The 21,423-nt window shown below is 74.6% G+C and carries 20 protein-coding genes and 1 pseudogene; 12 read left to right on the top strand and 9 right to left on the bottom strand.

What is annotated here, in order from left to right; translation table 11 throughout:
* The first annotated feature begins 30 nt into the window (after positions 1-30).
* The 7 genes from QMQ26_RS08480 to ddaH all read left to right on the top strand — a co-directional run bounded on the left by QMQ26_RS08480 (position 31) and on the right by ddaH (position 6,945).
* The gene (locus QMQ26_RS08480) at positions 31-1,200 is read left to right on the top strand and encodes an acyl-CoA dehydrogenase family protein (protein WP_282205280.1); all 1,170 of its coding nucleotides are present in this window, start codon (positions 31-33) and stop codon (positions 1,198-1,200) included.
* Between the two features lie 143 nt (positions 1,201-1,343).
* The gene (gene tsrT, locus QMQ26_RS08475) at positions 1,344-3,071 is read left to right on the top strand and encodes a tryptophan 2-C-methyltransferase (protein ID WP_282205279.1); all 1,728 of its coding nucleotides are present in this window, start codon (positions 1,344-1,346) and stop codon (positions 3,069-3,071) included.
* Positions 3,072-3,145: 74 nt separating this feature from the next.
* Positions 3,146-3,928 carry a response regulator gene (locus QMQ26_RS08470; RefSeq protein WP_282205278.1) on the top strand — a complete coding sequence of 261 codons (783 nt, stop codon included), beginning with the start codon at positions 3,146-3,148 and terminating at the stop codon, positions 3,926-3,928.
* A 58-nt stretch (positions 3,929-3,986) separates the two neighbouring features.
* Positions 3,987-4,337 carry a cupin domain-containing protein gene (locus tag QMQ26_RS08465; protein ID WP_100835555.1) on the top strand — a complete coding sequence of 117 codons (351 nt, stop codon included), beginning with the start codon at positions 3,987-3,989 and terminating at the stop codon, positions 4,335-4,337.
* Positions 4,334-4,681, top strand: a complete 348-nt coding sequence (locus QMQ26_RS08460) for a hypothetical protein (protein ID WP_100835554.1) — start codon at positions 4,334-4,336, stop codon at positions 4,679-4,681. Before QMQ26_RS08465 ends, QMQ26_RS08460 begins: the two co-directional genes overlap by 4 nt.
* The gene (locus tag QMQ26_RS08455; RefSeq protein ID WP_100835553.1) at positions 4,678-6,030 is read left to right on the top strand and encodes an FAD-binding oxidoreductase; all 1,353 of its coding nucleotides are present in this window, start codon (positions 4,678-4,680) and stop codon (positions 6,028-6,030) included. The genes QMQ26_RS08460 and QMQ26_RS08455 overlap by 4 nt, the downstream gene beginning before the upstream one ends.
* 105 nt (positions 6,031-6,135) lie before the next feature.
* Positions 6,136-6,945 carry a dimethylargininase gene (gene ddaH, locus QMQ26_RS08450; RefSeq protein ID WP_100835552.1) on the top strand — a complete coding sequence of 270 codons (810 nt, stop codon included), beginning with the start codon at positions 6,136-6,138 and terminating at the stop codon, positions 6,943-6,945.
* Between the two features lie 57 nt (positions 6,946-7,002).
* On the opposite strand, the gene katG is transcribed toward ddaH, so the two are convergent.
* Complete coding sequence (katG, locus tag QMQ26_RS08445) at positions 7,003-9,225, bottom strand: catalase/peroxidase HPI (protein ID WP_282205277.1); 2,223 nt, start codon at positions 9,223-9,225, stop codon at positions 7,003-7,005.
* Between the two features lie 192 nt (positions 9,226-9,417).
* Between katG and QMQ26_RS08440 the strand changes: the two genes are divergently transcribed.
* Positions 9,418-9,828: a Fur family transcriptional regulator gene (locus tag QMQ26_RS08440; protein ID WP_100838388.1), complete on the top strand. Its 411-nt coding sequence runs from the start codon at positions 9,418-9,420 to the stop codon at positions 9,826-9,828.
* Between the two features lie 130 nt (positions 9,829-9,958).
* Here the strand turns inward: QMQ26_RS08440 and QMQ26_RS08435 are convergent, their stop codons facing one another.
* The 3 genes from QMQ26_RS08435 to QMQ26_RS08425 all read right to left on the bottom strand — a co-directional run bounded on the left by QMQ26_RS08435 (position 9,959) and on the right by QMQ26_RS08425 (position 12,899).
* Positions 9,959-11,308, bottom strand: coding sequence for an MFS transporter (locus tag QMQ26_RS08435; protein ID WP_282205276.1), 1,350 nt, complete (start codon positions 11,306-11,308; stop codon positions 9,959-9,961).
* A complete protein-coding gene (locus tag QMQ26_RS08430; protein ID WP_100835549.1) occupies positions 11,305-11,763 on the bottom strand; it encodes an acyl-CoA thioesterase in 459 nt (152 codons plus the stop codon). The genes QMQ26_RS08435 and QMQ26_RS08430 overlap by 4 nt, the downstream gene beginning before the upstream one ends.
* Before the next feature lie 104 nt (positions 11,764-11,867).
* Entirely contained in the window at positions 11,868-12,899 is a 1,032-nt protein-coding gene (locus QMQ26_RS08425) for a methyltransferase (RefSeq protein ID WP_100835548.1), read from the bottom strand.
* Between the two features lie 203 nt (positions 12,900-13,102).
* Here QMQ26_RS08425 and QMQ26_RS08420 point away from each other — a divergent pair, with 203 nt between their 5' ends.
* Positions 13,103-14,071, top strand: a complete 969-nt coding sequence (locus QMQ26_RS08420; protein ID WP_282205275.1) for a proline iminopeptidase-family hydrolase — start codon at positions 13,103-13,105, stop codon at positions 14,069-14,071.
* Positions 14,068-14,939, top strand: a pseudogene (locus QMQ26_RS08415) (TIGR03619 family F420-dependent LLM class oxidoreductase). The gene QMQ26_RS08420 and the pseudogene QMQ26_RS08415 overlap by 4 nt, the downstream one beginning before the upstream one ends.
* 64 nt (positions 14,940-15,003) lie before the next feature.
* On the opposite strand, the gene QMQ26_RS08405 reads toward QMQ26_RS08415, so the two are convergent.
* From QMQ26_RS08405 to QMQ26_RS08385, 5 genes are all read right to left on the bottom strand, one after another.
* Complete coding sequence (locus QMQ26_RS08405; RefSeq protein ID WP_282205272.1) at positions 15,004-16,575, bottom strand: GMC family oxidoreductase; 1,572 nt, start codon at positions 16,573-16,575, stop codon at positions 15,004-15,006.
* 78 nt (positions 16,576-16,653) lie between these two features.
* On the bottom strand, positions 16,654-17,877 hold the full coding sequence (locus QMQ26_RS08400) for a beta-ketoacyl-[acyl-carrier-protein] synthase family protein (RefSeq protein ID WP_100835546.1): 1,224 nt from the start codon (positions 17,875-17,877) through the stop codon (positions 16,654-16,656).
* Positions 17,874-18,122 carry an acyl carrier protein gene (locus QMQ26_RS08395; RefSeq protein ID WP_100835545.1) on the bottom strand — a complete coding sequence of 83 codons (249 nt, stop codon included), beginning with the start codon at positions 18,120-18,122 and terminating at the stop codon, positions 17,874-17,876. Before QMQ26_RS08395 ends, QMQ26_RS08400 begins: the two co-directional genes overlap by 4 nt.
* Before the next feature lie 63 nt (positions 18,123-18,185).
* Positions 18,186-19,202 (bottom strand): beta-ketoacyl-ACP synthase III, encoded by a 1,017-nt coding sequence (locus QMQ26_RS08390; RefSeq protein ID WP_282205271.1) that lies wholly within the window; start codon positions 19,200-19,202, stop codon positions 18,186-18,188.
* A 264-nt stretch (positions 19,203-19,466) separates the two neighbouring features.
* The gene (locus tag QMQ26_RS08385; RefSeq protein ID WP_282205270.1) at positions 19,467-20,243 is read right to left on the bottom strand and encodes an AfsR/SARP family transcriptional regulator; all 777 of its coding nucleotides are present in this window, start codon (positions 20,241-20,243) and stop codon (positions 19,467-19,469) included.
* A 263-nt stretch (positions 20,244-20,506) separates the two neighbouring features.
* Here QMQ26_RS08385 and QMQ26_RS08380 point away from each other — a divergent pair, with 263 nt between their 5' ends.
* Together QMQ26_RS08380 and QMQ26_RS08375 are read left to right on the top strand one after the other, a co-directional pair.
* Positions 20,507-21,073 (top strand): hypothetical protein, encoded by a 567-nt coding sequence (locus tag QMQ26_RS08380; protein ID WP_282205269.1) that lies wholly within the window; start codon positions 20,507-20,509, stop codon positions 21,071-21,073.
* A complete protein-coding gene (locus QMQ26_RS08375) occupies positions 21,004-21,369 on the top strand; it encodes a hypothetical protein (RefSeq protein WP_282205268.1) in 366 nt (121 codons plus the stop codon). The genes QMQ26_RS08380 and QMQ26_RS08375 overlap by 70 nt, the downstream gene beginning before the upstream one ends.
* Positions 21,370-21,423: the final 54 nt, after the last annotated feature.

Genomic DNA, 21,423 nt, shown 5'->3' with positions numbered 1-21,423 from the left:
CACCCCCGACAGAGAAGGAGAAGTGACGCGATGACATCGGAGATCCTGCGCCGGGCGAAGGAGCTGGCGCCGGTGCTGCGGGAGCGGGCCCCGGAGATCGAGGCCCACCGCACCCTGCCCGCCGAGGTGGTCGAACTGCTGCGCTCCACCGGCGTGTTCGGCATGTGCTACGGCCCCGAGTGGGGCGGCCCCGGGCTCACCTCGATGGAGCAGACCGAGGTGGTGGAGGCGCTCGCGTACGGCGACGCCTCGGCCGCCTGGTGCGCGGTGATCGGCGCCAACACCGGCATCTACGCCAACTTCCTGGACCAGACCGTCGCCAAGGAGGTCTTCCCGCGCCTGGACCTGGTGGTGGCCGGACTGCTCCAGCCCGCCGGCCGGGCCGAGCGGGTCCCCGGCGGCTTCCGGCTCAGCGGGCGCTGGTCGTTCGGCTCCGGCGTCAAGCACGCCGACTGGGTGACCTCCGGCGCCTTCCTCTACCAGGACGGCGAGCCCTGGGCCGAGCCCGGCAGCAAGCACCGGCACGACTCCCGGCAGTTCCTGGTGCCCCGCTCCGCGGTCGAGGTGGTCGACAACTGGGACACCACCGGCCTGTGCGGCAGCGGCAGCTGCGACTACACGATGGACGACGTGTTCGTCCCCGAGGAGCACACCTACACCTTCGCCAGCCCGCAGGGCCGCCCCGGCCCGCTCGCCCAGCCGGACTCCTTCACCCGGGCGATGTGCGGCGTCCCGCTCGGGGTGGCCCGCGCCGCCCTCGACCACGCCCGCGAGGTCGCCACCACCCGCTACGACCGGATGGCCGGCCGCAGCTGGGCCGACAGCTGGCGGGTGCAGACCGAACTCGCCCGGCTGGAGGCCGAGTTCAACGCCACCCGGGAGGGCGTGTACGGCGCGATGCGCCGGCAGTGGGCGGTGCTGGCGGCCGGCGGCACCCTGGACGACCTCACCCCGACCGAACGGGCCGCCTCCCCGCTGTCCTGGCTGCACGCCTTCCGCAGCTCCCGCGACGTGGTCGCCCGGCTCTACGACCTGCTGCAGACCTGGTCGATCAACCGCTCCTCGCCGATGGACCGCTGGCTGCGCGACACCACCGTGCTCGTCCAGCACCTGGTCGCCCAGGACCGCATCCTGCAGTCCGCCGGGGCCTACCTGCTGGGCTCCGAGCCGGAGTTCGGCATCAGCCTCGGCCTGGTCTGAGCCCCCGCCGCAGCCGAGCCCGCGCCGCGGACCAGCCCGCGCCGCAGTTGAGCCCCCGCTGCGGACCAGCCCCGTCGCGGACCAGCCCGCGCCGCAGCCGCAGTTGAGCCCCCCGCCGCCAACCCCCAAGGGAGGGAACCCCGATGAGCAGACTCGTCCTGCTGGTCAACCCGAACAAGGTGCATCCGCCGATCGCGCCGTACGCCCTCGACGTGCTCACCACCGCGCTGGAGGACGACGGCTTCGAGGTAGAGGTGCTCGACCTGACCTTCCGCCGCGACGACTGGAAAGCCTGCCTGCACGAGTACTTCGCCGAGCGCTCCCCGATGCTGGTCGGGGTGACCGTCCGCAACACCGACACCGTGTACGCCTTCGAGCAGCGCCCGTTCGTCGGCGAGCACCGGGAGATCATCACCGAGATCCGCCGGCACACCGACGCGCCCGTGGTCGGCGGCGGGATCGGCTTCTCCACCATGCCGTTCGCGCTGGTCGAGTACTTCGGCATCGACTACGGCGTGAAGGGCCCCGGCGAGAAGATCCTCTGCGAGCTGGCCGCCGCGGTCGCCGAGGGTCGCGACACCGCCGGCATCCCCGGCCTGATCCGCAACACCGCGCGCGGCGCCGTCCGGGTGCCGCCCGCCGTCCTCACCGTCCGCCACGGCAAGCCCCAGCCCGCCGAGGCCACCGGGCAGTTCGAGCCCCGGGTCTGGCAGGTCGACCGGCTCTCGGTGTACCGGCGGCGCTCCGGCGTGCCGCGCCGGGTCGACAACCTGGAGTACTACCGGCGCGGCGGCCTGGGCTCGATCCTGACCAAGAACGGCTGCGCCTACCGCTGCTCGCACTGCGTCGAGCCCGATGCCAAGGGCACCCGCTACGGGCAGCGCGAAATCGCCTCGGTGGTCGACGAGATGGAGTCGCTGGCGGCCCAGGGCATCCTGGACCAGCACACCACCGACAGCGAGTTCAACCTGTCCATCGCGCACGCCAAGAACCTGCTGCGGGAGGTCGTCCGGCGCCGGCACGCCGACCCGGACAACCCGCTCAACCAGCTGCGGCTCTGGGTCTACTGCCAGCCCAGCCCGTTCGACGAGGAGTTCGCCGACCTGCTGGCCGCGGCCGGCTGCCGGGGCGTCAACGTGGGCAGCGACCACATCCGCCCCGAGGTGCTCAGCGGCTGGAAGGTCACCGAGAAGGGCGGCACCTACTACACCTTCGCCGACACCGAGCGGCTGGTGCGGCTGTGCCACGAGCGCGGCATCCTCACCATGGTCGAGGCGCTGTTCGGCATGCCGGGGGAGACCCCCGAGACGGTCCGCGCCTGCGTGGACGCCTTCATGGCGCTGGACGCCACCGTCACCGGCTTCTCGCTCGGCCTGCGGCTGTTCCCGTACACCCCGATGGGCATCGACATCGCCGAGCGGTGCGCGGGCGTGCGCACCGTCCCCGGCCTCCAGTCCAACACCGCCGACGGCCCGATCGTGCTCAAGCCGCTGCGGATGTGCGCCTCCCCGGCCGAGTACGAGCGGCAGTTCATGTTCGACGAGCACGGCAACTTCCGGCTGGTCTGCTACTTCTCGCCCGACCTGCTGCCCGACCCGGCCCGGGCCGCCGACCCGGCCGAGCGCTGGCACGGCGCGGTCACCGACCTGTGGGCGCTGATCGACCCGGCCGACCACCACCGGGTGATGCTGCCCACCGTCGAGGGGATGAGCGAGCACGACAACAACTACGCCGACAACCCCTTCCTCACCAGCCTGGGCGGGCTCGGCTACACCGGCGCCTTCTGGTCGCACTGGCGCGGCCGCGAGGAGATCATGCGCAAGGCCCGGGAAGCCGCCGCCCAATCGTCACATCTGCCAACTCCTGTATGACATTGCGCACTTGAGGTGCCGGTTTGATCGGATCATGATGAGATAACGGAATCGTCACTACCCGTGATCATCCGTTGCCGTACCGCTGCCGCACCGCCGCCGCCGGACCGCCGCACCGCCGCCGCACCGCTGTCGTACCGCGCACCACCCGCCGCACCACCACACGCCGCGAGGGGACGATGAACCAGCACGGGACCACCGCACCGCTGACCGTGCTGCTCGCGGACGCCCAGCCCGCCGTCCGCCAGGGCGTCCGCTCCATGGTGGAGTCCGGCGGCGGCGCGGCGGTGGTCGGCGAGGCCGGCACCACCGGCGAAGTGCTCGCCGCGACCTCCCGGCACCGGCCCGACGTGCTGGTCCTCGACCCGCAGATGGACGAGGGCACCGGCATGCGGATGATCAGCCAGGTGCTGCGGCTCACCCCCGAGACCGGCGTCCTGGTGTTCAGCCCCCTCGACGACGACAAGGCCGTCGCCGCCGCCTTCCACGCCGGCGCCCGCGGCTACCTGGTCAAACGCGCCACCGCCGACCAGATCGTCCGCGGCATCCACGCCGTCGGCGCCGGCGAGGCCATCCTCGACCGCGTCATCGCGGCCCGGCTCGGCACCCTGATCGGCGTCGGCCCGCGCCCGCGCAGCTACCCGTTCCCGCAGCTCAGCGACCGCGAGCGCGAGGTCCTCGAACACCTCGCCGCCGGGCGCTCCAACACCTTCATCGCCCGGGAACTCGCCCTCGCCTCCAAGACGGTCAGCAACCGGATCTCCGGCATCCTCGGCAAGCTCGGCGTCGCCGACCGCGCCCAGGCCCTGGTCCTCGCCCGCGACGCCGGCCTCGGCCACGCCGCCGCGGCCCGCTGACCCGCTTCCCGCTTCCCTCTTCCCCTTTGCCACCGCCTCCGCCGAACGGAGCCCCGCCATGCCCGAGAACGGCCCGCCGCCCGGCCTGGTGATCCGCCGCCAGGAACCCCGGCAGCTCGAACGCGCCCACGGACTCGACCTGAAACTCCTGCACCCCTGGGGCGAGTTGACCACCCCCTTCCACGGCGCCTGGTGCGTGCTGCGCCCCGGCGACCTCACCGACACCCACCAGCACACCGAACGTGAACTCTTCATCTGCATGAGCGGCCGCGGCGAGGTCCGCACCGCCGACGGCAGCCACCCCATCGCCGCCGGCGACCTCGTCCTGCTCCCCGCCGACACCGACCACGCCGTCGCCAACCCGCACGACACCGACTTCGCCTACTACGCCATCTGGTGGCAGGCGTGAACCCCCGCCACCCCGCCCCGCTCGACTACGACGGCCGCCGCTTCCACGCCCCCGACGGCGACCGCCGCACCGTCGCCGTCTACCACCAGCAGGGCGACCTGGTCTGGGGCGAGGTCACCGGCGGCACCATCCAGCGCGGCTGGACCGCCGGCACCCGCCAACCCGACGGCACCCTCGCCATGGGCTACACCTTCGTCCTCACCGACGGCCAGATCGTCTGCGGCCGCACCCACAACACCCCCACCCTCACCCCCGACGGCCGCATCCGCCTGCACGAGACCTGGGAGCGCTACGGCCCCACCCCCGGCACCGGCACCTCCACCATCGAGGAGATCGCCCCGTGACCGCCGACTGGGCGCTGCTCGACAAGCACACCACCGGCCCGCTGCTGCGCCCCGGGGACGCCGCCTTCCACGAGTCCTCCGCGGCCTTCAACGAGCGCTGGGCCGACCGCGCGCCCACCGCCGTGCTGCGGGCCGCCGGCCCGCCGGACGTGCTGCGGGCCATCGACTGGGCCCGGGACCACGCGGTGCCGATCGTGCCGCGCGGCGGCGGGCACTCGTACGCCGGGAACTCCGTCAACTCCGGCCTGGTGGTGGACCTGCGGGCCCTCGACGCGATCACCGTCGACCCGGCGACCGGACGGGTCACCGTCGGCGGCGGCGTGCTGACCGGCGCGCTGTACGCCGCGCTGCGCCCGCACGGCCTCGCGCTGCCGCTCGGCAACGGCGCCGGGGTGGGGATCGCCGGGCTGGCGCTCGGCGGCGGCTCCGCCGCCACCTCCCGCCGGTTCGGACTGACCGCCGACACGCTGCGCGCCACCACCCTGGCCACCGCCGACGGCACCGTCCTGACCTGCGACGCGGACCGCAACGAGGACCTGTACTGGGCCTGCCGGGGCGGTGGCGGCGGCAACTTCGGGATCAACCTCGACCTGACCTTCCAGGCCGTCGAGGCCCCCGCCGCGTCCACCTGCCTGCTGCTCTGGGAGGCCGAGCACGCCGAGCACGTCCTGCACACCGTCCAGGAGTTGATGCTCACCGCGCCCGAGGAGACCTCGCTGCGGCTGGGCGTCGCCACCTCCGGCGGCCGGACCCTGGTCTCCACCGTCGGCCTGCACCTGGGCCCGGCCGCCGAACTGCGCGCGCTGCTCGCCCCGGCGTTCGCCGCCGGGCCGCCGCTGCGCGCGGAGATCGCCGACCGGGCCTTCTGGGACGCGATGGACTACCTCCGGCACGAGACCAGCGGCGGCGCGTTCGCCGTCCGCACCCACTTCGCGGCCCGCCCGCTGCCGCCCGCCGCACTGGCCGCCGCGCTGGCGCACCTGGCCGCCGCGCCGCCCGGCGGCAACGCCGACGGCTGCGGGTTCGCGCTGTTCGGCTGGGGCGGGGCGATCAACCGGGTCGACCCGGCGGCCACCGCCTTCGTCCACCGCGACGCGCAGTACCTGGTCAGCCTGGACACCTCCTGGCTGCCGGGCGAGGACCCGGCCCCGCACCTGGACTGGCTGGCCGGACTCGACCACCTGATCGCCGCGCACGCGACCGGCGGCGCCTACCTGAACTTCACCGATCCGGACCTGCGGGGCTGGCGCGACGCCTACTACGGTGCCAACTACCCGCGGCTGGCGGCCACCAAGCAGCGCCACGACCCGGACCGGCTGTTCGCCTTCCCACAGTCCATCGGCAGTTGAAACCGCACGTGTGAAACCGCACGTGCGGAACCGCACGTGCCCGCGCACGGAACGCCCCCGACCGACCGTCGGCCGTTCCGTCCCGCCCCGGAAGGAGACACCACCGTGTCGCCGCGAACCGCGACCCCGCGCCACTACCTGATGTGCCGGCCCGCGCACTTCACCGTCGACTACTCCATCAACCCGTGGATGGACCCGGCCAAGCCCACCGACACCGGCACCGCGCTGGCCCAGTGGGACCAGCTGCACGCGCTGTTCCGGCGCCTGGGCCACACCGTGGAGCTGATCGAGCCGCTGCCCGGCCTGCCCGACATGGTGTTCGCCGCCAACGGCGCCACCACGCTCGACGGCCGGGTGCTCGGCGCCCGCTTCCGCCACCCCGAACGGGCCGCCGAGGGCCCCGCGTACGCCGACTGGTTCCGCGAGCGCGGCTGGCGGGTCAAGGACGCCGAGCGGATCAACGAGGGCGAGGGCGACCTGCTGGTGGCCGGCGAGCGCGTCCTGGCCGGCACCGGCTTCCGCACCGAGACCGCCGCGCACGCCGAGGCCCGCGAGTTCCTCGGCCGCGAGGTCGTCACCCTGCGGCTGGTCGACCCCCGCTACTACCACCTGGACACCGCGCTCGCGGTGCTCAGCGACACCGAGATCATGTACCACCCGCCGGCCTTCGACGCCGCCTCCCGGGCGGTCCTGGAGCGCCTCTACCCCGACGCGCTGCTGGCCGACGCCGACGACGCCCGGGTGTTCGGCCTGAACGCGGTCTCCGACGGCGCGCACGTCGTCCTCCCGGAGGCCGCCGTCGGCCTCGCCGAGCGGCTGCGCGAACGCGGCTTCACCCCGATCGGCGTCGACCTGACCGAACTGCTCCGGGCCGGCGGCGCGGTCAAGTGCTGCACCCTGGAACTGCGCCGCTGACGGCACGGCGGAGGGCCCGGACCGCCGGTGCGGTCCGGGCCCTCCGTCAGCTCACCCTCACGCCAGGTCGAAGCGGTCCAGCTCCATGACCTTCGTCCAGGCGGCGGCGAAGTCCTTGACGAACTTCTCCTTGGCGTCGTCCGAGGCGTACACCTCGGCCAGCGCCCGCAGCTCCGAGTTGGAGCCGAACACCAGGTCGGCCCGGGTGCCGGTCCACTTCACCGCGCCGGAGGCGTCCCGGCCCTCGTACACCGTGTGGTCGGAGGCGACCGGTGCCCAGACGGTGCCCAGTCCGAGCAGGTTGACGAAGAAGTCGTTGGACAGCGTGCCCGGGCGCTCGGTGAGCACGCCGTGCTGCGAGCCGCCGGTGTTGGCGCCCAGCACCCGCAGGCCGCCGACCAGGACGGTCAGCTCGGGGGCGGACAGGTTCAGCAGGTTGGCGCGGTCCACCAGCAGGTACTCGGCCGGCAGCCGGGTGCCCTTGCCCTGGTAGTTGCGGAACCCGTCGGCCTGCGGCTCCAGCGCGGCGAACGACTCGACGTCGGTCTTCTCCTGGGTGGCGTCCACCCGGCCCGGGCGGAAGCCCACCTCGACCTCGACGCCGCCCTCCTTCGCGGCCCGCTCGACCGCCGCGGTGCCGCCCAGCACGATCAGGTCGGCCAGCGAGACCTGCTTGCCGCCCCGCGCGTTGAACTCCTGCTGCACGCCCTCCAGCACCCGCAGCACCTGCGCCAGCTGCTCCGGGTCGTTGACCTCCCAGCCGCGCTGCGGCTCCAGCCGGACCCGGGCGCCGTTCGCGCCGCCGCGCTTGTCGCTGCCGCGGAAGGACGCCGCCGAGGCCCACGCGGTGGACACCAGCTGGGCGGTGGTCAGGCCGGAGTCCAGCAGCTTCGCCTTGAGCGCCGCCACGTCCGCCGCGTCGATCGGCTCGCCCTGGGCGGCCGGCAGCGGGTCCTGCCAGAGCAGCTCCTCGGACGGGACCTCCGGGCCGAGGTAGCGGACGACCGGGCCCAGGTCGCGGTGGGTCAGCTTGAACCAGGCCCGGGCGAAGGCGTCCGCGAACGCCGCCGGGTCGTTCAGGAAGCGGCGGGAGATCTGCTCGTACACCGGGTCGAAGCGCAGCGCCAGGTCGGTGGTGAGCATCTGCGGGGCGTGCTTCTTCTCCGGGTCGAAGGCGTCCGGCACGGTGCCCGCGCCGGCGCCGTCCTTCGGCTTCCACTGGTGCGCGCCGGCCGGGGACTTGGTCAGCTCCCACTCGTGGCCGAACAGGATCTCGAAGAAGGAGTTGTCCCAGGCGGTGGGGGTGTTGGTCCAGGTCACCTCCAGGCCGGAGGTGATCGTGTCGGCGCCCTTGCCGGAGCCGTAGCTGTTGCGCCAGCCGAAGCCCTGCTCCTCCAGGCCCGCGCCCTCGGGGTCGTCGCCGACGTTGTCCGCCGGGCCCGCGCCGTGGGTCTTGCCGAAGGTGTGGCCGCCGGCGATCAGCGCGACGGTCTCCTCGTCGTTCATCGCCATCCGGCGGAAGGTCTCGCGGATGTCGCGGGCCGCCGCGACCGGGTCCGGGTTGCCGTTGGGGCCCTCCGGGTTGACGTAGATCAGGCCCATCTGGACGGCGCCCAGCGGCTCCTCCAGGTGGCGGTCGCCGGTGTAGCGCTCGTCACCCAGCCAGGTGGTCTCCGGGCCCCAGTACACGTCCTCGTCGGCCTCCCAGACGTCCGCCCGGCCGCCGCCGAAGCCGAAGGTCTCGAAGCCCATCGACTCCAGCGCCACGTTGCCCGCCAGGATCAGCAGGTCGGCCCAGGACAGCGCCTGGCCGTACTTCTGCTTGACCGGCCAGAGCAGGCGGCGCGCCTTGTCGAGGTTGACGTTGTCCGGCCAGGAGTTGAGCGGGGCGAAGCGCTGCTGGCCGGCGCCCGCGCCGCCGCGGCCGTCGGTGATCCGGTAGGTGCCGGCGCTGTGCCAGGCCATCCGGATGATCAGCGGGCCGTAGTGGCCGAAGTCGGCCGGCCACCAGTCCTGCGAGGTGGTCAGCACCGTCTCGATGTCGCGCTTGACGGCCGGCAGGTCGAGCGAGGCGAAGGCCGCCGGGTAGTCGAAGTCCGCGCCCAGCGGGTTCGCCACCGCCGGGTTCTTCGCCAGGATCTTCAGGTTCAGCCGGCGCGGCCACCACTGCTGGTTGCCGCCGCCCTGGGTCGGATGGGCGGCCCGGCCGTGCGCGACCGGGCAGCCGCCCGCACCCTCGGACTTGGGGTCGGTGACGATGGCGTCGTCGTTCTCGGGCATGGGGATGTCCCTCCGGGTCGGGCGGATCACGTTCTGCGACGGGCACCTTGGCTGTTCGCCGGAACAGATCCTAAGATAGACGAAGTCTAAGTCAAGAACATGGTCAATCGGGTGGTGGTCCCGCTCGAATCGGGTGTCCGGCGACGCCCGCTGTACAGTTCGGGCGAATGTTGAGCTGATTGGGTGAACGAGATGAGTGACCTGCTGGAACGACTGCGGGCCCGCGGCTGGCGGCTGACCTCCCAGCGCCGGGTGGTCGCCGAGGTGCTCGACGGCGACCACGTCCACCTCACCGCGGACGAGGTGCACGCCCGCGCCGCCGACCGCCTCCCCGAGATCTCCCGCGCCACCGTCTACAACACGCTCGGCGAACTGGTCACTCTCGGTGAGGTCCTCGAGGTCGCCACCGACGGCCGTGCCAAGCGCTACGACCCCAACGCCCACCAGCCCCACCAGCACCTGGTCTGCTCCGGCTGCGGCACCGTCCGCGACGTCCACCCCACCGGCGACCCGCTCGCCGCCCTCCCCGCCGCCGAACGCTTCGGCTTCACCATCGCCACCGCCGAGGTCACCTACCGCGGCCTCTGCCCCGACTGCGCCTGACCCCGCCCCCGGGCGCCCGCCGCGCCCGCCCGTCCGCGGTTCGGCGGGCGCCCTCTCCACGTGCGCCCTCCCGGCGGGCGCCCTCTCCACGTGCCCCCGCCCGGCGGGTGCCCTCCCGGCGGGCGCCGGCTCAGCGGACGCCGCGGATGCGCTGGACCAGGACCGCGCCGAGGGCGCTGAGCACCGCCGTGGTGCCGAACAGGGCCGGGTAGCCGCCCAGGTGGGTGACCAGCAGGGCGGCGATCGCCGGGCCGAGCACGTGGGGGAGCGCCGCCGCCACGTTGATCACGCCCAGGTCCTTGCCGTAGGTCTCCGGGTCCGGCAGGACCTCGGTGATCAGCGCCTGGTCGACCGAGACGTACACGCCGTAGCCGAGCCCGAACAGCGCCGCCGCGACGATCGCCACCGGCCAGGTCGGCACCGCCGCCAGCAGTCCGGCGCCCACCGCGATGACCAGGCCGGCCGCCGTCACCGGGGCCTTGCGGCGGCCGATCCGGTCCGAGACCACGCCGCCCGCGAAGGCCGCCAGCACGATGCCCACCGAGTACAGGCCGACCAGCACCAGCAGGCCCTGCTCGGCCCTGCGGCCCGGGAAGAGCGTCTCGTAGTGGATCCGGTCGCGCAGGAAGTACAGCAGGTAGAGGGTGCCGGTGGCGTTGCCGAGTTGGATCAGCAGCCGGGTCAGCCAGGCCAGCGCGAAGTCCGGGTGGCGGCGCGGGCTGATCAGGAAGGAGCGCAGCAGGGCGCGCGGCCCGATCCGGCCGCCCGCCGCTGGTGCCGCGGCCTTCGCCGGGGCCTCGCGCAGGGAGCGCAGGAAGGGCAGCTGGGCCGCCAGCAGCAGGACGAGCAGCACCAGGTAGCCGGCCGCGTCGTCCGCCAGGCCGGTCACCGCGGCGGTGCCGACCAGCACCGCCAGCGGCTGGGTCGCCCCCACCCAGGCGCTCACCACGGCCCGCTGGGAGACCGGCACCCGGGCCGGCACCACCGCGACCAGCGCGGCCTGCGCCGCGCTCAGGCCCAGCTGGACCATCACCCAGCCCGCCGTCAGCCCGGCCACCGTGTGCTGCCCGGCGAGCAGCCCGAGGCCCGCCGCGCCCAGCAGGCTGCCGCCCGCCAGCCACGGCCCGCGCCGACCGAACCGCGAGGTGGTCCGGTCGGACAGCGCGCCCACCAGCGGGTTGGCGACCAGGGCGACCAGGGCGCCGACCCCGGTCACCAGGGCCAGCGAGGCTTCCTTGTGGCCGGGGGAGACCACCTCCAGCTGCCGGGCCAGCAGCACCTGGACGGGCGTGTACAGGGCGGCCCACAGGCCCAGCGAGGCGAGCGCGATGCCCGCGACGAAGCCGCGGCCCACCCGCTCCGGCGACGGCGCGGAGCCCGCCGCGGCGGACCCGGCGTCGGCGGCGGGAGCGGCGGCGGCGGGGGCGACATCGGCAACGGGGGTGACGTCGGCGGGGACGTCGGTACGGTGTCCGGTCACAGCAGTGTCTTCGCCACGGTGTGGAACTCCGGTGTCCAGGAGGTCGGTCGGAAGGTCTCGCGGTCGATCCGCACGTGCACCCGGCGGCCCTCGGCGTGCACCGTGCCGCCGTCGGCGGACAGCACCCGGAAGCCGTACTCGGCGGTGCTGTCGGTGAGCCGGGAGATCCAGAAGTGCACGCCGACCTCGCCGATGCCGCGGATCGGGCTGCGGTAGGAGATCGCGAACTCGGCGACCGCGAGGAACACGTCCGGCCGGCTGTAGCGGCCGTCGGTGAAGGTGAAGCCCTCGCGGGCCCAGAACACCGTCAGCGCGTGCTCCAGCAGCACCGGGTAGCGGGAGTTGTGGACGAACCCCATCGCGTCGAGGTCGTCGAAGTGCACGAAGACCGGTTCGGTCCGGCCGCGCGGCGGACCGGCGCTCTCCGGGGTCCCCGGGTCCTGCTGAGTGGGCATCGCGTCTCCCTGGACGGCGGCGGAACGGCGGCGGCGGAACGGTGGCGGCGGCGGAACGGCGGCGGAACGACGGTGGCGGAACGGCGCCGGGGAAGGGGCCCGGGTCAGGCCCGGACGGCCTCGACGATCGACACCGTGCCCGGCGTCGGGACGGTCCGGGTCCGGCGCAGGCCGGTGGCCGCCAGCAGGGCGTCGAACTCCGGCTCGGTGCGCTCCTTGCCGTCGAAGATGGTCATCATGGCGATGTCGTAGAGCTTGCCGGGGTGCGGGTCGTTGCCGGCCGGGACCACCGCGTCGACGATCAGCAGCCGGGCGTGCTCCGGCATCGCGTCGCGCACCGCGCGCAGGATGCGCAGGCAGTGCTCGTCGTCCCAGTCGTGCAGCACCCGCTTGAGCACGTACAGGTCGCCGCCGCCCGGGGCGGTGCTGAAGAAGTCGCCCTCGGCGGTCTCCCAGCGGCCCGCGATCGCCGGGTCGTCCAGCTCGTGCCCGGCCAGCACCGACGCCTGCTCGTACAGCACGCCGCGCAGGCCCGGATTGCGGCTCAGCACGGTGCGCAGGAAGCCGCCGGGACCGCCGCCGACGTCCACCACGGTGCCCTCGGCCGGGAACGCGTAGCTGTCGGCGATGCCGCCCTGCTCGATCACCGACAGGTCGGCGATGCCCCGGTTGAAGGTCTCGGCGTCCTCGGGGACGGCGGCCAGGTGGTCGAAGAGCGGGGCGCCGAAGATCCCGTCGAAGGCGGTGCGGCCGTCCCGGACGGTCTGCTCCAAGCGGCCGGTGGACTCCCAGTACATCCGGTCGGTCAGCAGCAGCGCGGTGCTGCGCACCGAGTACGGGACGTCGGAGCGCAGCACGTGCGCGGCCGGGGTCAGGTGGAAGGCGCCCGCCCCGTCCTCGCGGAACAGGCCGCGGGTGGCCAGGAAGCGCAGCACCCGGTACAGCGACGGGGCGTCCGCGCCGACCGTCTTGGCCAGCTGCTCGGCGCTCTGCGGGCCGGACAGCAGCAGGTCGGGCAGGCCCAGCCGGACCGCGACCCGCAGCGCGGCCGGGTACAGGTAGCCGAGCGAGTCGCCGAGCACCTGGCGGACCGCGGCACCGATCTCCTCGGGCTGGGGGGGACGGACCTCGTTCACGGGCTCCTCCGGGACGGCTCGCACGGGCGGCGGACAGCCGGCCGCCGCACGTCAGACGGCCGGCCGACATCGTGCCAGCAGCGTCTGACCGGAGGCTGACCGCAGGCTGACCGCACCCCCCGCCACCCCGGTGGTCAGGACACGGTCAGCCTCCGGTCAGGGTCGGTCGCGATGATGTCCGGACCATCGAACGGGGGTCCGACATGGCGGAGTCGACGCGGCGGGACGAGGACGGGAGCCTGCTGGAGTGGCGCCGGGGCCGCACCTGGTACCGGGTGGTCGGGAGCCACCCCGGCGACCTCCCCGGCGACGGCGACGGCGACGGCGGGGGCGACGGCGGCCGGGCGCCGCTGGTGCTCTGCCACGGCGGCCCCGGCATGACCCACGACTACCTGGTGCCGCTCGCCGAGGCGCTCGCCGCCGCCGGCCGGCCCTGCGTGCTCTACGACCAGTACGGCGTCGGCCGCTCCGGGCACCGCCCCGAGGCGCCCGCCGGGTTCTGGACCCCCGAGCTGTTCGTCGAGGAACTGCACGCCCTGGCCGACGCGTTGGGCCTGTCCGGCGGCTTCCACCTGCTCGGCCACTCCTGGGGCGGCATGCTCGCCCTGGAGACCGCGCTGACCCGGCCCGCCGGCCTGCGCGCGCTGGTCCTGGCCGACACCTTCGCCTCCTCGCCCGCCTACGTCCGCGGCGTCGCCGGGCTGCTGGCCCGGCTGCCCGCCGAGCAGCGCGAGGTGCTGGCGCGGCACGAGGCGGGCGAGCCGGTCGACCCGGCCGCGTACGGGGAGGCGATGACCGCGTTCTACCGGCGGCACGTCTACCGGGCCGGGCCCGCGCCCGAGGCGCTGCGCCGCACCATGGCCGCGATGGCCGAGGACCCCACGGTGTACCGGACGATGATGGGGGAGAGCGAGTTCAGCATGACCGGCAGCCTGCGGGACTGGGACGTCACCGACCGGCTGGCCGCCGTCGGCCTCCCCGCGCTGGTGGTCTCCGGCCGGCACGACCAGGTCGTCCCGGAGGCCGTCGACGCGCTCTACCGGGGCCTGCCGCGCGCCTGGCGGCTGGAGTTCGGCGCCTCCGGCCACCTGCCGCACCTGGAGGAGCCGGCCGCTTTCCGGGCCGCGGTGGAGGTGTTCCTGGCGCAGGTCGAGGGAACACCCACCCCGTGATCGACTCCGCACCCGCCCTGCCCGTCGTCGGGCTGTTCGGCGCCAACCTGGGCCCGTTCGCCGACCCGGCCACGGCCACCCGCCTCGCCCGCCGCGCCGAGCGGCTCGGCTACGAGTCGCTGTGGGCCGCCGACCACGTCGTGCTGCCGGCCCCGCGCACCCCCGAATCGCCGCTGGAGCCCGACCAGCCGCTGCTCGAACCCCTGGTGGCGCTCACCCACCTCGCCGCCCGCACCGAGCGGATCCGGCTCGGCACCGGCTGCATCGTGCTGCCGCAGCGCAACCCGCTGGTGCTGGCCAAGCAGCTCGCCTCGCTCGACGTGGTCAGCGACGGCCGCCTGCTGTTCGGCACCGCCGTCGGCTACCTGGAGCCCGAACTGCGCGCCCTCGGCGTCCCGGTGCGCGAACGCGGCGCCCAGATGGACGAGTACCTGCGGGCCGTCCGCTCGCTCTGGGAGGACGAACACCCCTCCCAGCACGGCAAGTTCGTCGACTTCGCGGGCGTCGACGCGCACCCCCGCCCCGGCAGCGCCCGGTGCCGCTGCTGGTCGGCGGCCACAGCCGGGCCGCGCACCGCCGGGCCGCCCGGTACGGCGACGAGTGGTTCGGCTTCCGGCTGAGCCCGGCCGCCACCGCCGAGCAGCTGCGCTCGCTGGCCGAGGCCGCCGCCGAGGTCGGCCGCCAGGGCCCACCGCTGCGGATCACCGTCGCCCCCTCCCGGCCGCTCGACCCGGACACCGTCCGCGCCTACGCCGAACTCGGCGTGCACCGGCTGGTGGTGATCACCCCGTACAACCCGGAGACCGCGCTGCTGGAGGAGCTGGTCGAGCGCAACGCCCCGGAGCTGATCGGCGCCCGCCCGCACTGACCCGCCACCGACGACGGGGGCGGACCGGCAGCCGCCGGTCCGCCCCCACTTTCCTGACGTCTCGTCAGTTCGCCGCGCCCACCCACCCGGCGCCGTGCTCGGCCGCGATGAACTCGGCCGCCCGCTCGCCCACCAGCAGCGCCGGGGCGTGCGTGTTGCCGGTGGTCACCGTCGGGAAGACCGAGGCGTCGGCGACCCGCAGGCCCGCCACCCCGTGCACCCGCAGCCGCGGGTCGACCACCGCGTCCGCGTCCACGCCCATCCGGCAGGTGCCGACCTGGTGGTGGTAGGTGCCGACGGTGCGCCGGACGTGCTCGCGCAGCTCCGCGCCGGAGCCCGCCGGGCCGGGGTACAGCTCGCGCGCCCCCCACTCGGTGCGCAGCGGCTCCGCGTTGCCCAGCTCGCGGCAGAGCTCGACCGCGGCGACCAGCCGGTCCACGTCCGCTGCGGTGCTCAACACGCCCGGGTCGATGAGCAGTTCGTCCTCCGGCTCGGCACCGGTCAGCCGGATCGAGCCGCGCCCGGCCGGCCGGACCAGGCCCGCCTGGAGGGTGAAGCCGGTCGGCGGGCCGGACATGCCGGGCAGGTACATCGGCACGGGGAAGTGCAGCGGCTGGAGGTCGGGGCCGGGCAGGCCCGGGCCGCTGTGCCAGAACAGGTGCGTCTGGGCCGGGCCCAGCCCCTCGGAGGGACGGCCCGGGTCGCGCTCGGTGGAGAACAGCACCGGCACCAGCAGGTGGTCGTGCAGGTTCCGGCCGACCCCGGGCAGGGCCGCCGCCACCTCCACCCCGACCGCCTTCAGCTCGGCCGGATCGCCGATGCCGGAGAGCATCAGCAGCCGGGGCGACTCGATCGCGCCCGCGCTGACCACCACCTCGGCGTCCGCGGTGGCCGACTCCAGCCGGCCCTCGCGCACCCACTCCACGCCGGTGCAGCGCCCGTCCCGGAGCAGCAGCCGCCGGGCCCGCGCCCCCGTCAGCACCTCGGGCCCGGGCACCCCCGGGCGGCGCAGGTACGCGGCGGCGGCGCTGAACCGGCGGCCCTGCGCGATGGTGAACTGGATCTGCGAAATGCCGTGCGGGCGGCCGTCGTTGTAGTTCTCCTGCCGCTCGACGCCGATGCTCCCGGCGGCCTCCAGGAAGGCCAGGTGCACCGGGTCGGGCCGGTAGTCGGTGAGCACCGGCACCGGGCCGCCCGCGCCGCGCAGCCCGTCCCCGCCGGTGTCGTAGTCCTCGATCCGGCGGAACACCGGCAGCACGTCCGCCCAGGACCAGCCGGCGTTGCCGAGGTACGCCCAGTGGTCGTAGTCGAGCGCCGCGCCGCGGGCCCAGATCATGGCGTTGAGCGAGCTCGACCCGCCCAGCACCCGGCCGCGCGGCCAGTGCAGCTGCCGGTCGGCCGCCCCCGGCTGGGCGGCGGTGCGGTACGCCCAGTCCTCCGGGCCGAACCACAACTCGCCGAAGCGCCGCGGGTCGTGGATCGCCGGGTTGGTGTCGGTGCCGCCCGCCTCCAGCAGCAGGACCCGCGCGCCCGCCTCGGCGCAGCGGGCGGCGGCCGCGCAGCCGGCCGAGCCGGCGCCGACCACGATGACGTCGTACCTGTTGTCGGTCCTGTCGTTGACCAAGGTCTCGCTCACGGTCCCATTTCCGTTGTGTGTGAGGGGCGGTCGGGCCCGGTCGGCAGGGCGGTCGGTCGGGCCCGGTCGGCAGGGCGGTCAGGCCCGGCCGACCACCAGGACCGCGTTCTGGCCGCCGAACCCGAAGGAGTTGCTCACCGCCAGGCCGACCTGCTGCGGACGCGGCGCCCCGGCCACCAGGTCCAGCTTGATCTCCGGGTCGGGCTGCTCCAGGTTCGCCGTCGGCGGCACCGTCGCGTGCTCCACGGTGAGCACCGTCAGCGCGGCCTCCACCGCGCCGGCCGCGCCCAGCGAGTGGCCCAGCACGCCCTTGACCGAGGTGACGGACGCGCCGGTGCCGATCACCCGCTCCAGCAGCCGGGCCTCGGCGACGTCGTTCAGCGGCGTCGAGGTGCCGTGCGCGTTGACGTGGTCGACCTCGTCCGGCGCGGCGCCCGCGTCGGCGAGCGCCGAGGTCAGCGCCCGGCCCTGGCCGACGCCCTCCGGGTCGGGGGCGGTCATGTGGTGGGCGTCCGCCGAGCCGCCGAAGCCCAGCAGCCGGGCCCGGACCCGGGCGCCGCGGGCGCGGGCGTCCGCCTCCCGCTCCAGCACCAGGACGCCGCTGCCCTCGCCGATCACGAAGCCGTCCCGGTCCTGGCTGAACGGCCGCGAGGCGGCCGCCGGGTCGTCGGTGCGGCGGGACAGCGCGCCCATCTGGGCGAAGCCGGTGACGATCAGCGGGGAGATCCCGGCCTCGCTGCCGCCGGCGATCACCACGTCGCAACTGCCGTCGCGCAGCAGGCCCATGGCGATGCCGATGGCGGTCGAGCCGGAGGCGCAGGCGGTCGCGGTCACCAGGTTGGGGCCGGTCGCGCCGAACTCCATCGCCAGGTGGCCGGCCACCATGTTCGGCACCAGCATCGGGATCAGCAGCGCGGAGACCGTGGTCGGCCCGTCGTCGAGCATCCGGCGGTGCTGCTTCTCCCAGGTGGAGACGCCGCCGAGCCCGCAGCCGATCACCACGCCGACCCGGGCGGCGTCCCAGCTCCCGGTGTCCAGCCCGCTGTCCAGGACCGCCTCGCGGGCGGCCGTGACGGCGAGCTGGGTGAACCGGTCGTGCATCAGCGAGCTGCGCCGCCCCACGTGCTTGGCCGGTTCGAAGCCCGGCACAGCGCACGAGATGTCCACGGGCAGCCCGGCCAGTGCGGGGTCGCGCCGGGCGGCGGAGACCCCCGCCAGCACGCCCTGCCAGCTCGCCGCGGCACCGATCCCGGCCGGAGTGACCAGGCCGAGACCGGTGACCGCGACCGGGGTGCCGGTCATGACGCCTTCGCGGCGGCGACCTGCTCCTCGATCGCCTCGGCGGCCCGGCCGATGGTGTCCCGGGGGGTGGCGACGTCGTCGGAGATCTGCACGCCGACCTCCTTCTGCACCACCAGCAGCAGCTCGACCAGGAACAGCGAGTCCATCTCCAGGTCCTCGAAGGTGACGTCGGGCCGGATCTCCGAGCGCTCCACCTGGAACTGGTCGACCATCAGGTCGGCGAGGGTGTCGTACATCGTGGCCATGGTGGCTCCTTCGTCGTCGCGGGATGCGGAACGTGCGGGTGGGAAAAGGGAACTGATCGGACGTCAGGACACGAAGCGGTCCGGTCCGGGCCAGGTGAGGGTGGCGGAGCCCCAGGTGAGGCCGCCGCCGAAGGCGGTGAGCAGGACGCGGTCGCCGGGCTTGAGCAGGCCGGCGCCGCGGGCGTCGTCCAGGGCGAGCGGGATCGAGGCCGCCGAGGTGTTGCCGACCTCGGCGATGTTGCCGACCGAGCGCTCGCGCGGCACCCCGAGGTCGTCGGCGAGTCGGTCCAGGATGCGCCGGTTGGCCTGGTGGCCGACCATCCAGTCCAGGCCGGACAGCTCCCAGCCGGCCCGGTCCAGCACGGTGCGCGAGGAGCGCGACATCCGCTCCACCGCGTGCCGGAAGACCGCCTTGCCGTCCATCGTGAAGTACGCCCGCCCCGGCTCCGGGGCGGCCGCCGACAGGTGCTGCTCGGAGCCCCCGCCGCGGACGGTGATCAGGTCGTACCCGTCCCCGTCGCTGCCCAGGTCGAACGCGCCCAGCGCACCCGGCTCGTCCGGGTGGCCGGCCCGCAGCACCACCGCGCCCGCGCCGTCGCCGAAGATCACCGAGGTGGTCCGGTCGGCCGGGTCGAGGATGCTGGAGAAGGTGTCCGCGCCGATCACCAGGACCCGCTCGGCGATGCCCGCCGCGATCAGGCCGCTCGCCGAGGCCAGCGCGTACACGAAGCCGGTGCAGACCGCTGCCACGTCGTACGCGGCGACCGGGCCCAGGCCCAGCCGGGCCGCGACCAGCGGGGCGGTGGCCGGGCAGCTGCGGTCCGGGGTGGTGGTGGCGACCACCACCGCGTCCACCCCCGGCCGGTCCTCGGGGGCGCAGCTGGCCAGCGCCCGCCGGCCCGCGCCGACCGCCAGGTCGGAGGTCGCGGTGTCCGGGTCGGCCCAGTGGCGGCCGCCGATGCCGGTGCGCGAGCGGATCCACTCGTCGGAGGTGTCCAGCACCCCGGCGAGCTCGTCGTTGCCGACCCGGCGCGCGGGCAGGCAGCTGCCGATCCCGCAGAGCACGGCCGCCGGGGTCACCGGGGTCACCGGGGGCCGCCGGGCGGGCGGGGACGGTTCGAGGTCATGGCAGTACGCTCCTTTGGCGGAAGTCGCGGAAGTCGCGGCGGCACCGGGCGGTTCGGGGCGCCGCGGGGGCGCCGGCGGGCATCGGTGGCCGGTGGAGCAGGTCGGGTCGGTGCGGCCGGTCGGATCGGGGGAGCAGGCCGGGTCGGTGGTGCGGATCGCGCCGGTGCGGCCGGTCGGGCCGGTGGAGCCCGTCCGGGAGCCCGCGCCGGCGGCCGGTCAGCCCGCCGCGGCCACCGGGACGCGGAAGCCGGCCGGGCCGAGCAGCGCCGGGTCCTGGGAGAGGATCTCGGCGTAGCGGCGCTGCATGGCGTCGCCCGGCCGCAGGCCGAAGTCCTCGTCCAGCCGCAGCCGGGTGCGGTGGTAGGCGGTCAGTGCCTCGCTCTGCCGGCCGGAGCGGTACAGCGCCACCATCAGCAGTTCGCAGAACCGCTCGTGGGCGGGCCGGGCCGCGGTCAGCCGGCGCAGTTCGGCGACCGCCTGCCGGACGTCGCCGACCGCGAGCAGCGCCTCGGCCAGGTCCTCCTGGGCGGCCAGCCGCCGCTCGTCGAAGAGCGTCGCGGCCGAGCGGCAGCCCAGCCCGTCGCCGGCGTCCACCAGGGCTGGGCCGCGCCACAGTTGGAGGCCGGAGCGGAGCAGCCCGAGGGCCCGGCCGGGCTCCGCGGCGAGCGCCGCCGAGCCCTGCGCGGTGAGCGCGAGGAAGCGGTTGGCGTCCACGCAGTCGCGGTCCAGGTCGAGCAGGTAGCCGTGCGGGACGGAGCGCAGCGCCGTCCCGCCGGTGCGCTCGCGGGCCGGGCCCTCCAGCACCCGGCGCAGCCGGGTGGCGGCGGCCTGGAGCGCGTTCGGGACACCGGCCGGGGGCCGGCCGGACCAGAGTTCCTCGGCCAGTTCCTGCTGCGGGACCACCCGGCCGATATTCAGGGCCAGGACGGCCAGGAGTGTGCGGACCCGGTTCGCGGGAATTGTTCGGTCAATGCCGCCGGTGGTGACGGACACGGCACCGAGGAGATTGATCTGCACGGTTCCCCCGAATCGCAAATCGAACGGACCGGAAGGATGCTCGCCCGGGATTCGACGCGGTGTCAAGCCCGTTCCTCCCGAGGCAGGGTGGAACCCAGGGTCGGCCCAGGGGTCCCCAGGGTTTTCCCCCGGTGTGTTCGAACGGAGCCCGATGCAAGACTCGAGCGGCCAGATGGCCTGGTCCGCCCGTGGGTGACCGGACACGGAAGCCGAGGGCGGGAACGAGATCGGGGAGACCGATGACAGGCGGATTCGCCTCCGGCGCCGAGCGCCCGGTGCCGCGCATCGACCACGTGATGGTCCTGGTCGGCGAGGACGTGCTGACGGCCGTCGATTCGAACAGCTTCGTCGAGGGCCGGTTCGGCCGGGTCAAGCGCAAGGTGGCCGACAGCTCGGTCGCCGGCTCCTACTCCACCCTCGGCGTGGCCGGCCGCGCCACCCTGGTCGAGCTCTTCGGCAGCCCGATGCCCAGCGCCTCGCCGCTCACCGGCGGTCTGGTCTTCTCCTTCGAGGAGCCCGGCTCCTCGCCGGTCGCGCACCGGCTGCTGGACGAGGCCGGCCTGCGCCACCAGCACCAACTGGTCACCCGGGCCGACCCCGGCAGCGGCGAGCAGCAGCCCTGGTACCACCTGATCAACGCCGACCTGGGCGAGGGCAGCCGGATTCTGCTGTTCCTCAACGAGGTCACCCCGAGTACTTCGAGAGCCTCGGGGCGGTGCCCCGGCCCGACGGCGCCATGCGCCGCGCCGACTACCTGGACGCCTCGCTCGGCACCGCCGAGGACGGCCGGCTGCTGCGCGACCTGACCGGCGTGACCCTGGAGACCGGCCCCGAGCGGGCCGAGCGGCTGGCCGCGGTGCTGGGCGCGCTGGGCTTCGAACGGACCGCCGCCGCGGACGGCGCGATCCGGCTCTCCGGCGAGGACTTCGAGCTGGTCCTGAATGCCGGCGAGGGCACCACCGACCGGATTGCGGAAATCCGGTTGTCCGTGGCCGAAACCGCCCCCGGCGAACTCCCGGAATCCGTCGACTTCGACGGCACGTCCCGAATCCTGTTCGAACCGGGGGGCACCGCCCGGTGGATTTTCGACCCGGCGTCCTGAATATCCCGGCGGCGGCCCGGCAAACGATGCTCCGCCTTCCCTTCGCCGCGCTGC

It is taken from the genome of Kitasatospora fiedleri (assembly GCF_948472415.1).
Lineage (GTDB): Bacteria > Actinomycetota > Actinomycetes > Streptomycetales > Streptomycetaceae > Kitasatospora > Kitasatospora fiedleri.
This window is presented reverse-complemented; position numbering and strand designations above follow the sequence as displayed.

Excerpts from the sequence above, each read along its gene's own strand:
- QMQ26_RS08480 (WP_282205280.1), top strand. The coding sequence starts at position 31 with ATGACATCGGAGATCCTGCGCCGGGCGAAGGAGCTGGCGCCGGTGCTG.
- tsrT (WP_282205279.1), top strand. The coding sequence starts at position 1,344 with ATGAGCAGACTCGTCCTGCTGGTCAACCCGAACAAGGTGCATCCGCCG.
- QMQ26_RS08465 (WP_100835555.1), top strand. The coding sequence starts at position 3,987 with ATGCCCGAGAACGGCCCGCCGCCCGGCCTGGTGATCCGCCGCCAGGAA.
- katG (WP_282205277.1), bottom strand. The coding sequence starts at position 9,225 with ATGCCCGAGAACGACGACGCCATCGTCACCGACCCCAAGTCCGAGGGT.
- QMQ26_RS08440 (WP_100838388.1), top strand. The coding sequence starts at position 9,418 with ATGAGTGACCTGCTGGAACGACTGCGGGCCCGCGGCTGGCGGCTGACC.
- QMQ26_RS08430 (WP_100835549.1), bottom strand. The coding sequence starts at position 11,763 with ATGCCCACTCAGCAGGACCCGGGGACCCCGGAGAGCGCCGGTCCGCCG.
- QMQ26_RS08420 (WP_282205275.1), top strand. The coding sequence starts at position 13,103 with ATGGCGGAGTCGACGCGGCGGGACGAGGACGGGAGCCTGCTGGAGTGG.
- QMQ26_RS08400 (WP_100835546.1), bottom strand. The coding sequence starts at position 17,877 with ATGACCGGCACCCCGGTCGCGGTCACCGGTCTCGGCCTGGTCACTCCG.
- QMQ26_RS08395 (WP_100835545.1), bottom strand. The coding sequence starts at position 18,122 with ATGGCCACGATGTACGACACCCTCGCCGACCTGATGGTCGACCAGTTC.
- QMQ26_RS08380 (WP_282205269.1), top strand. The coding sequence starts at position 20,507 with ATGACAGGCGGATTCGCCTCCGGCGCCGAGCGCCCGGTGCCGCGCATC.
- QMQ26_RS08375 (WP_282205268.1), top strand. The coding sequence starts at position 21,004 with ATGCGCCGCGCCGACTACCTGGACGCCTCGCTCGGCACCGCCGAGGAC.